The organism is Planktothrix serta PCC 8927 (assembly GCF_900010725.2).
Lineage (GTDB): Bacteria > Cyanobacteriota > Cyanobacteriia > Cyanobacteriales > Microcoleaceae > Planktothrix > Planktothrix serta.
The window spans coordinates 1-8,618 of record NZ_LR734846.1 but is presented as its reverse complement, the minus strand read 5'-3'; the positions used below and the strand labels follow the sequence as shown (position 1 = coordinate 8,618).

Sequence of the window (8,618 nt, the reverse complement as noted above, 5' to 3'; positions counted from 1 at the left end):
TCAAAAATGAAGCCTTGCGGATTCTATCGTTGGGAACCAGCGATACTGCCACGTCGAGGGGATGTCAGTCATCAGAACAAGCTTCTGTTTCTTCTGATGCTATCCCTGTTGAAACTGGAAGCCCACACTTACTCGTAGAGAAGTGTGGGTAGTTCACAACTACTTTGTTTCACTCTTAGCAAGATCAACCACTTTCCCAAAGGTTTCAGGATCTAAAACGGCAAGTTGTGCTAACATTTTGCGATTCAGTAAGATATTGGCTTTTTTCATATTGCCAACTAACTGACTATAGCTGATACCATTGATTCGAGCCGCTGCATTAATCCGGGTAATCCACAACCGTCTAAAGTCCCGTTTGCGGTTACGACGATCTCGATAGGCATTTTTCAACGCCTGCATGACTCTCTGATTCGCAGTGCGGAAGTTAGTGGACTGACACCCCCGGAATCCTTTGGCAAGTTTCAGTATTTTTTTGCGGCGTTTGCGAGCAACATTACCGCGCTTAACTCGGGTCATTTTACGTTTCCTTTAATTAAAATTTGCTTAGAGCCTTACAAATAGGGCAGCATCAAACGCACGTTGTCTTCTTGAGTCTCACTCACCAGCGCCATATTAGACAGATGGCGTTTGCGAGCAGAGCTTTTATGTTGTAATAAATGGCTTTTATAAGCCCGACGACGTACAATTTTTCCACTGCCTGTGACTCTAAAACGTCTGGCTGCGGATTTACGAGTTTTGAGTTTGGGCATGGATTAGCCTGAATTCGACACAGCCTACAATTGTATCATGGGAGTTGAAATTCTCACAAGAGCAGGGAACAGGGAACAGGGAATAGGCAATAGGCAATAGGCAATAGGCAATAGGCAATCTGGCAATAGGCAATAGGCAATAGGCAATAGGCAATAGGCAATAGGCAATCTGGCAATCTGGCAATAGGCAATAGGCAATAGGGAAGAAATAATTTCTTCCCCCTGCTCCTCCTGTTCCCTGTTCCCTGTTCCCTGTTCCCTAGCGCTATATACTAGGATTCTGAGTTCTGCTGGCGATGTTCGACTTCCACAACGGTATGAACATTACCACGAGGGTTAAAATCCCCTTTAATTCGGACTTCTAGGGGATTAGTCGCCGCTACAAAGTCATCTAAAATTTGGTTAATGGATTCTTCGTGGGAAATATAGCGATCGCGGTAGCTATTAATATAAAGTTTGATCGATTTTAATTCCACAACCCGTTCATGGGGAACGTAGGTTAAATAAATAGTCGCAAAATCGGGATAACCGGAAAACGGACATTTACAGGTAAATTCAGGTAAGGTAATCTGAACTTCATAACGACGGCCAATTCTAGGATTAGGGAAGGTAATCAGTTGTCCTTCGGTGATTTCCCGTTCACCATACTTTAATTCTGCTTCTGGACTTGCTGCGGGGGATTTTGTGGCTTCAGTAAAGGAGTGGCTCATGGAGTTGAGGTTCAAGAGGGACTCTTTAAAGTTTAGTGAATCAGGCGGAAGTTTTTCTGAAATTTTTTCAAGAAATTCGTTCAAAGCGTTCTAATCACAGTTATCCTGAAACATAATAAACTAACCTGACCCTGGTTAATTTGATAGTTCCTGATCCGATGTTCACCTTTTATCCTAAGTCCTATGCAAAATGCTGACACATCCAGCCCTAATCCGTCAGTGGCATCTAATACTTACTCTCCATCGATTCCAATTTCTATTTATCGAGAAGTCACGGCTGAGTTGCAAACGGTTCAATCTCAACTACAAGCCCTCAAAACCCAAAATCAACAGCTAACACAACAAAATCAACAACTTCGCCAAGAACTGGAAAACGTGGTTCAATCGGCGATTCAGTTACACCAAGCGATTAATAAAGCTCAAAACGTGGGTCAGGGGAAAAAAGCTTCCTTTGCGCCGTCAGGAGCGAGTTCTTTTAGTTTTGATGTTCCAACTCCTCTGGGTGGAACTGGGACACCTGCTGCTTCTCCGTTTATGGATATCGCCCCTCCAACTCCATCGGAACCCCAGGTCAGTGAACCGAATTTTCGCTTTCCCCAGCCACCCCAACAACCGTTAACGCCCGAAGTGGCAGAACCGTTGTTTACAGAACAAACGGAGGCTCGGTTACGCCCGTTATCTAAATCTCAACGTCCTGAACTGAGTGGGTTTTGGTTGATTGTGTCGATTGTGCTGATTGTTGTCGTTGCTTTTGGTGCAGGATATTGGATTGTTCGTCCTCTGCTGAACCAACAACGCTAAAGCAACGGATTTGGAACTGACAACGGGTCAGGAGTTGCCGATTTCAAAAACAAATAATGGCGGAAGATTTTTCTTCCGCCATTATCCGGTTTAAAATTGTAACGAAGTTTTTTGAAAGGAATTGTTACTTCTATATTAGTTTTAATCTTCCATCAACTGAATTGCGAGGAAAACCCAAAACTAACGAAAGGACGAAGAACAAAACTTTTCTTGACTTAATTCCGATGACCGACAAACGGGTTTTAACCGCGATTTCCAGTCTCAACTAAAGTTGCTAAGGATTCTTCACTAATTGAATCTGGAATTTCAGTGTCGTCGGGTTCATAACCGCGTTTAAATTCCCGGAATCTTACCTGTTTGGCTTGAAGCGCGGTTTCTAGAAATTTAATGGCTCGCTGAGGATTTCCTTTTCCACAAAAGAACAAGTCGGCAGCGAAATATCCCAGTTCTGGCCAAGTGTGTATAGCAATGTGAGATTCAGCCAAGGTTGCTGTTGCAGTTACTCCGTGAGGACTAAACTGGTGTACACATAAGTCGATGAGGGTAGCCCCTCCAGCAGAAATTGCATCAAGAATTGCGCGACGGATGCGTTCAGGATCGTTCAGAAGTTCTGCGGGACACTGCCAAGCGTCAACGACCAGATGAGTTCCCAATTGTTTCATTCTGTGTGGTTTTACCTCCACTCTAAGGTGTTTCAAACTTTACTATCATATCATACATTTTTGGAAATTGTGCAAGGGTTTCACTGAAACCCTTGACAGTTTTAAGCGTGGGTGGCTCCGTTAGGAAGAATTGCCCCTTCGAGAGCAGCTTCGTTGAGGTTAACCACACTCAGACTTGCACCAATGAGATTGGCTTCACAGAGGTTGGCTCCGGTTAAATTAGCGCCTTTGAGGGAGGTCAACAGCAGTCCGGCTCCCGTGAGGTTCGCATGGCTGAGGTTTGCACCGCGCAAGTCGGCTTCTAACAGAGTCGCTCCTCCTAAGTTAGCCCCACTGAGGTTAGCTCCCCGGAGGTTAGCTTGGGTCAAATCAGCGTGTCTTAAATCGGCATTTTGTAAGTTTAAGCCGTTTAAATAGGCATTTTTCAGATTGGTATCTTGTAGGTTAGCTCCGTTTAAGTTAGCACCGTTCAAGTTCGCGCCACTTAAATCAGCACCTTGGAGGTTAACACCGGTTAAGTTAGCAACACAAAGATTCGTTTCTCGCAAACTGGCTTCACTGAGATCGGCATGATTCAGGTTAACCCCACTGAGGTTGCCTCGGTTCAAATGCGATCGCACTAATTTTACATGACTTAAATTAGCACCACTGAGATCCACTTCGCTTAAAATAGTTCGAGTTAAGTTAGCACCCGTTAAATCAGCACCGCTTAAAATCGCTCGGCTGAGAGTTGCACCCACCAAAATTGCATTGGTCAGTTTGCAACCATTGAGCAGACAAGCTGAAATTAAACTGGCTCCGGTGAGATTCGCCCCACTTAAATCAGTCTGGGAAAGAATCGCACCACTGAACATCACCCCACTCAGGTCAGCATGGCGTAGAATCGTATTAGTCAGACTGGCACCACTGAGATTGGCTTCGACTAAAATCGATAGGGAGAGGTTGACTTGACTCAGATCAGCCCCATTTAGATTAGCTCCAATCAGGCGAGCGCGAGATAAATTAGTACATTGTAAAGCAGCATTACTCAGATTAATGCGATTAAGATTCGCATCTTTTAGACAGGCTTCTATCAGATGGGTGCCGCTAAAATTTCTTTCTCCTGTGGCATATCGCGTTAATAGCTTATGGGCATCGATAATTTCACTGGACTTCATAAAAAATCAACGATTTAGTTTAATGTGTTAATAGTGGAAATTCACCACGAATCGCTTTAAACGAAGTTCATGGCAACGACAAAAGAATACAGAGGAGGCGGTTGAAAAATTGGAAAAAACCCAACTGGGTTGGTTAGTTATTCTCAATAACTCAGCCTCGATAGTTTTTAGTATAAATTCCTGATAGAAATTTAACTGTATCGGGCTTTGCTACTCGACTGTATTCAGGTGAACGGCTGATCCTAGAGTGAATTCAGCTTAACTCGTATCACCCGCAATGCGGGTATATTGTTGGATTAATCGCCAGAATATTGCTGAATAAAATTCCTGAAAATCGTAGTGGGGCTGAAGTGGAACATCCCCCAGAATGTAAAAAACAACGCCAGAGTAAAAGCGCTCAGAAACCCTAGAGATGGGTTGACAACAATTGATTGGGGATAACTGATCAATCGATAATTTGACCGAGCTTGAGTCTAATATTGAGTTCAAACGAATATAACGGGCTAGATATCTACCCCGAAAGAGACTCCTCCATCGCTGTTGATTTGGGATATTCATAAAAAAGTTTCAATTCTCAACCCCTAACAACCCATTTTCCTAATTGCTGATCCGTTAAGCAATTGTGCTTAACTGACCAATTCTAGGGGGTTTCTATCGTCTAGGATTGAGGATAACTTATGTTTTCACCTTGATCCGTGATAATTGATCCTTAATTAAACATAATAGCTGAAGATAGAACGGGACAATGCAGGTTTTTCTCATCAAGTTGGCTCTGAGTCAGGTTAAAAGTGCTGATTGCTGAATCAGGAACCCGAAAAGCCTCAATATTAAGATAAAGTGCGGTTATGTAGGAGGTTCTATGGAAGTTCGTGGTGTCTGGCTGACCAATACCGATAGTCGAGTCATGTTTTCTCGACAAACCATTGCCGAAGCGATGGAGTTTTTAGCGAACACAGGTTTTAATGTTGTGTTTCCGGTGGTTTGGAATAAGGGCGTGACGTTGTATCGCAGTCAAGTCATGGCTCAAACCTTTGGTGTGGAAATCGATTTCTATTCTAAGGGACGTGACCCCCTGCAAGAAGTGATTGAGGAAGCTCATCGGGTGGGTTTAAAAGTCATTCCCTGGTTTGAATTTGGATTTGCCAGTTCTTATCAACAAAATGGAGGCAGAATTCTGGCTCAAAAACCGGGGTGGTCAGGAATTAATTCCACGGGTGGGTTATTAGTTAAAAATGGTTTTGAGTGGATGAATGCCTTTGATCCAGAAGTCCAAGATTTCGTTCTCAGTTTGGTTTTAGAGGTGGTGAGAAAATATAATATTGATGGCATTCAAGGGGATGACCGAATGCCTGCGATGCCCTCGGAAGGAGGTTATGATCCGAAAACTGTTGCTCGTTATCGGGCAGAATTCGGTCGCCAGCCTCCGGCTTATCATAAAGATTCCCAATGGGTACAATGGCGAGCGAATATCCTCACAAATTTTTTAGTCCGTTTACGTCGAGAAGTCAAAGCCATTAAACCGAGTTTGTTAATTTCTATGGCTCCTAGTATTTATAAATGGGGTTTAGATGAATATTTACAAGATTATATTGCTTGGATTGATCAAGATTTAGTTGATTGGATTCATCCTCAATTATATCGGCGCAATTTTTGGAGTTATAAAGGGTTAGTGGATCAATTAGTTGATGTTCAGTTTAGAGATTGGCAATTACCTAAACTTTCTCCGGGGATTTTAGCTAAAATAGGTTCCTATTGCATTTCTACTGATGATTTATTAAAGTCGATTGATTACAATCGCTTTAAAGGAGTTCAAGGAGAAATATTTTTCTTTTATGAAGCCCTAAGATTGAATAATAATGCCTTGGCTACAGCCTTGAAAAAAGGCCCTTATGCTACTCCTGCGAAATTGCGATAACTACATTTTCCGGGTCGGGTGCCGGTGTCATATTGATGCAGCACCCCTACCCCAGAATTTCAGACAAAAACGATAATTTTTTAACCTGAAATTACCTCAAAACCTAGCACGCAATAACGTAACAAACCTAAGCGACTCGCTATTTCTATAAGTCCGGTCACATTGGCAGAGTCCTGTTTCCCAGCTTGCTCAAAAAAACGGCGAACTATTGGGTAAGTTGGGAGTGTATTTCGGGTAATATCTTCTTTTAAATTCAAGTTAAATTCCGTAGCTATTGCTAGTTTTTGATAGTCATTTAAGGTAAATTCAGTATTTACGTTCCCGTAAGTTGAATTAATAGAAAAAGTAGGTATTTTGCGTAAAAAATTGTACAAATGATAAAAGACTGAGACGGGTACAAAATCAGAAATTGCTAATCTACCGTTGGGACGAAGTACACGCTTGGCTTCCCGAAAAAAAGCTTCCCGACTGGGAAAATGAAAAATGCACTCCACAGCTAAAACCACATCAAAAGATGCGTCTGGAAAGGGAAGACGACAAGCATCTCCTTCGACAAATTCGATTTGGTTATTCTTCTGGGGTTGAACTTGCTGTCTAGCTTTTTCTAATTGTCGAGAATCAATATTTAAACCCACTAGCTGCATCTGATTAAAGTTCTCATTCAAACTGGCAATTGTGCCCCCAAAACCACATCCTGCATCCAATACGCGATCGCCATCTTTTACTCCGGCGGCTGCATAAATTCGCTGGGATAATTGTTCGGCTGCGACGGTAAAATCCGCAATTGACCCATCAGCTTCGACTGGATTTTCCCAGTAACCCCAGTGGACGTGACGACCAAATACTTGTTCTGCATCTGTATCACCCTCAGCGAAACGTTCTAGTACAATATCAAAGTAAGGGAGAGAAATCTTAGGAGGTTGCATGATCGGTAGAATTTAGCGATAAACAGTTCGTTTTTATTATGCCATATTTAAAAGTAGTATGCTAGAAATTTTAGATTTAGAAATAATTCAACTCTCGGTGATTATTCCCTACTGGCAACAGAGAGATTTTTTGTTAGATATGATTATCAATTTAGAGTATAATCTGGAGGTAAACTATGAAATTATTATTTTAGGCGATCGCAATTTATTAAATTTTGATTTAGCAGATATCCTAAATTATTTAAAAGCGCAAGGTCATCGAATTTTATTCTTTGAATGTCCCTTTCAAGCACAAGAAATTTTTAATCAAGCCATTGCTCAAGCACAAGGTCAGTATATCCTTTGGGTACAATATCCGGTTCTATTTTTCCCTGAAGGGTTGCGAGAAGCAATCACAATTTTAGAGGAAAATTTAGAAGTTTGTGGAGTTTATAGTAACAGTTTGTTTGCTTTAGATGATATTAATCAATCCCTGAATTTTAAAGAAATTGGAGCAATTTTTAGAAAAACAATTTGGCAAACTGAAATTATATTAAAAGAAGATTTACTGAATATTGAAACTTTAAATTGGGAATTTCAATTTAAAAGCAGTTCAAATGATTTAATTTTTTATCCTATTCATAATAAAATATTAGAACCTATAATTAACAATCGTTCAAAACCTGAAACTCAAGAATTTAAAATTCAAGAATATCCTTTAGTTAGTGTTTGTATCCCCGCTTATAACGGAGAACTATTTATTGCTGAAGCAATATCTAGTATTTTATCTCAAACTTATTGTAAAATTGAATTAATTATTTCTGATGATCATTCTCAGGATAATACAGTGGCGATCGCCCAATCTTTTCAAGATCAAACCACAATCCCCCTTTCTATTTTAACCCCTAATCATCAAGGATTAGCTCAAAATAGTAATTTTTGTATTGAGCAGTCTCAGGGGAAATATATTAAATTTCTCTATCAAGATGATATTTTAACGCCCAATTGTATTGAAAAAATGGTAACTTTAGCGGAAACCGATCCCGAAATTGGATTAGTTTTTTCACCGAGAGAAATGTTTTTTCTCAATCAAAATGATATCGATTTAGATCTCATAGCCGTTTATCAAGAATTTGCCAATTTACATCAAAGTTGGTCAAATTTAAACTCAATTCAATGGGGAACAGAACTTCTAGCTGATCCAAATTTATGGGAACATCCCATTAATAAAATTGGAGAACCTAGTACGGTATTATTGCGGAAATCAGTATTAGAAACCGTAGGCTATTTTGACCCGCAATTAAATCAATTAGTGGATTTAGATTTATGGTGGAGAATATTAGGACAATTTAAAGTCGGTTTTGTTGAAGAAACTCTTTCTTATTTTCGCCTGCATTCTCAACAAAAAACCCATCAAAATATGCAGGAAGGGAAAGCAACAGATATCAACTTTTATGATAAAATTTACTCCCACCCGGATTATAATTTTTTGACACCCCTGTCTCGTCACCAAGCCTTCTTGATTTATAATTTTATTTTAAAAGATTCATGAAGCTTTTAACGTTCTTGAGGAACAATTGCTAGAATAGCGTTGTCTTGTTGTTCAAGTTCAAGCTCAACTCCATCAAAATAAAGAGGAGAGTTGATATAGCGCTACGCATTACGGTTAGGACATTTTTAAATCCTGAAACCCTTTCACTTCTTACTGTTCCCTGTTCC

General features: G+C 40.5%; 9 protein-coding genes. 3 read left to right on the top strand and 6 right to left on the bottom strand.

What is annotated here, in order from left to right; translation table 11 throughout:
- Positions 1–159 precede the first annotated feature (159 nt).
- The 3 genes from rplT to queF form a co-directional block, all read right to left on the bottom strand.
- A complete protein-coding gene (rplT, locus tag PL8927_RS06660) occupies positions 160–516 on the bottom strand; it encodes a 50S ribosomal protein L20 (RefSeq protein WP_083618881.1) in 357 nt (118 codons plus the stop codon).
- 35 nt (positions 517–551) lie between these two features.
- On the bottom strand, positions 552–749 hold the full coding sequence (gene rpmI, locus PL8927_RS06655; RefSeq protein ID WP_083618878.1) for a 50S ribosomal protein L35: 198 nt from the start codon (positions 747–749) through the stop codon (positions 552–554).
- 272 nt (positions 750–1,021) lie between these two features.
- Positions 1,022–1,459, bottom strand: coding sequence for a preQ(1) synthase (gene queF, locus PL8927_RS06650; protein WP_083618874.1), 438 nt, complete (start codon positions 1,457–1,459; stop codon positions 1,022–1,024).
- Between the two features lie 183 nt (positions 1,460–1,642).
- Between queF and PL8927_RS06645 the strand changes: the two genes are divergently transcribed.
- Positions 1,643–2,260 carry a hypothetical protein gene (locus PL8927_RS06645; protein WP_231505937.1) on the top strand — a complete coding sequence of 206 codons (618 nt, stop codon included), beginning with the start codon at positions 1,643–1,645 and terminating at the stop codon, positions 2,258–2,260.
- A 242-nt stretch (positions 2,261–2,502) separates the two neighbouring features.
- Here the strand turns inward: PL8927_RS06645 and speD are convergent, their stop codons facing one another.
- Together speD and PL8927_RS06635 are read right to left on the bottom strand one after the other, a co-directional pair.
- Positions 2,503–2,922 carry an adenosylmethionine decarboxylase gene (gene speD, locus PL8927_RS06640; protein ID WP_083618871.1) on the bottom strand — a complete coding sequence of 140 codons (420 nt, stop codon included), beginning with the start codon at positions 2,920–2,922 and terminating at the stop codon, positions 2,503–2,505.
- Positions 2,923–3,023: 101 nt separating this feature from the next.
- Positions 3,024–4,079, bottom strand: coding sequence for a pentapeptide repeat-containing protein (locus PL8927_RS06635; RefSeq protein WP_083618869.1), 1,056 nt, complete (start codon positions 4,077–4,079; stop codon positions 3,024–3,026).
- Positions 4,080–4,938: 859 nt separating this feature from the next.
- Between PL8927_RS06635 and PL8927_RS06630 the strand changes: the two genes are divergently transcribed.
- Entirely contained in the window at positions 4,939–5,994 is a 1,056-nt protein-coding gene (locus tag PL8927_RS06630) for a glycoside hydrolase family 10 protein (RefSeq protein WP_083618867.1), read from the top strand.
- An 80-nt stretch (positions 5,995–6,074) separates the two neighbouring features.
- Here PL8927_RS06630 and PL8927_RS06625 read toward each other — a convergent pair whose 3' ends face one another.
- The gene (locus PL8927_RS06625) at positions 6,075–6,920 is read right to left on the bottom strand and encodes a class I SAM-dependent methyltransferase (protein WP_083618865.1); all 846 of its coding nucleotides are present in this window, start codon (positions 6,918–6,920) and stop codon (positions 6,075–6,077) included.
- A 58-nt stretch (positions 6,921–6,978) separates the two neighbouring features.
- Between PL8927_RS06625 and PL8927_RS06620 the strand changes: the two genes are divergently transcribed.
- A complete protein-coding gene (locus PL8927_RS06620) occupies positions 6,979–8,451 on the top strand; it encodes a glycosyltransferase family 2 protein (RefSeq protein WP_231505936.1) in 1,473 nt (490 codons plus the stop codon).
- Positions 8,452–8,618: the final 167 nt, after the last annotated feature.

Coding starts and splice junctions, on each gene's coding strand:
- rplT (WP_083618881.1), bottom strand. CDS start 516: ATGACCCGAGTTAAGCGCGGTAATGTTGCTCGCAAACGCCGCAAAAAA.
- rpmI (WP_083618878.1), bottom strand. CDS start 749: ATGCCCAAACTCAAAACTCGTAAATCCGCAGCCAGACGTTTTAGAGTC.
- queF (WP_083618874.1), bottom strand. CDS start 1,459: ATGAGCCACTCCTTTACTGAAGCCACAAAATCCCCCGCAGCAAGTCCA.
- PL8927_RS06645 (WP_231505937.1), top strand. CDS start 1,643: ATGCAAAATGCTGACACATCCAGCCCTAATCCGTCAGTGGCATCTAAT.
- speD (WP_083618871.1), bottom strand. CDS start 2,922: ATGAAACAATTGGGAACTCATCTGGTCGTTGACGCTTGGCAGTGTCCC.
- PL8927_RS06635 (WP_083618869.1), bottom strand. CDS start 4,079: ATGAAGTCCAGTGAAATTATCGATGCCCATAAGCTATTAACGCGATAT.
- PL8927_RS06630 (WP_083618867.1), top strand. CDS start 4,939: ATGGAAGTTCGTGGTGTCTGGCTGACCAATACCGATAGTCGAGTCATG.
- PL8927_RS06625 (WP_083618865.1), bottom strand. CDS start 6,920: ATGCAACCTCCTAAGATTTCTCTCCCTTACTTTGATATTGTACTAGAA.
- PL8927_RS06620 (WP_231505936.1), top strand. CDS start 6,979: ATGCTAGAAATTTTAGATTTAGAAATAATTCAACTCTCGGTGATTATT.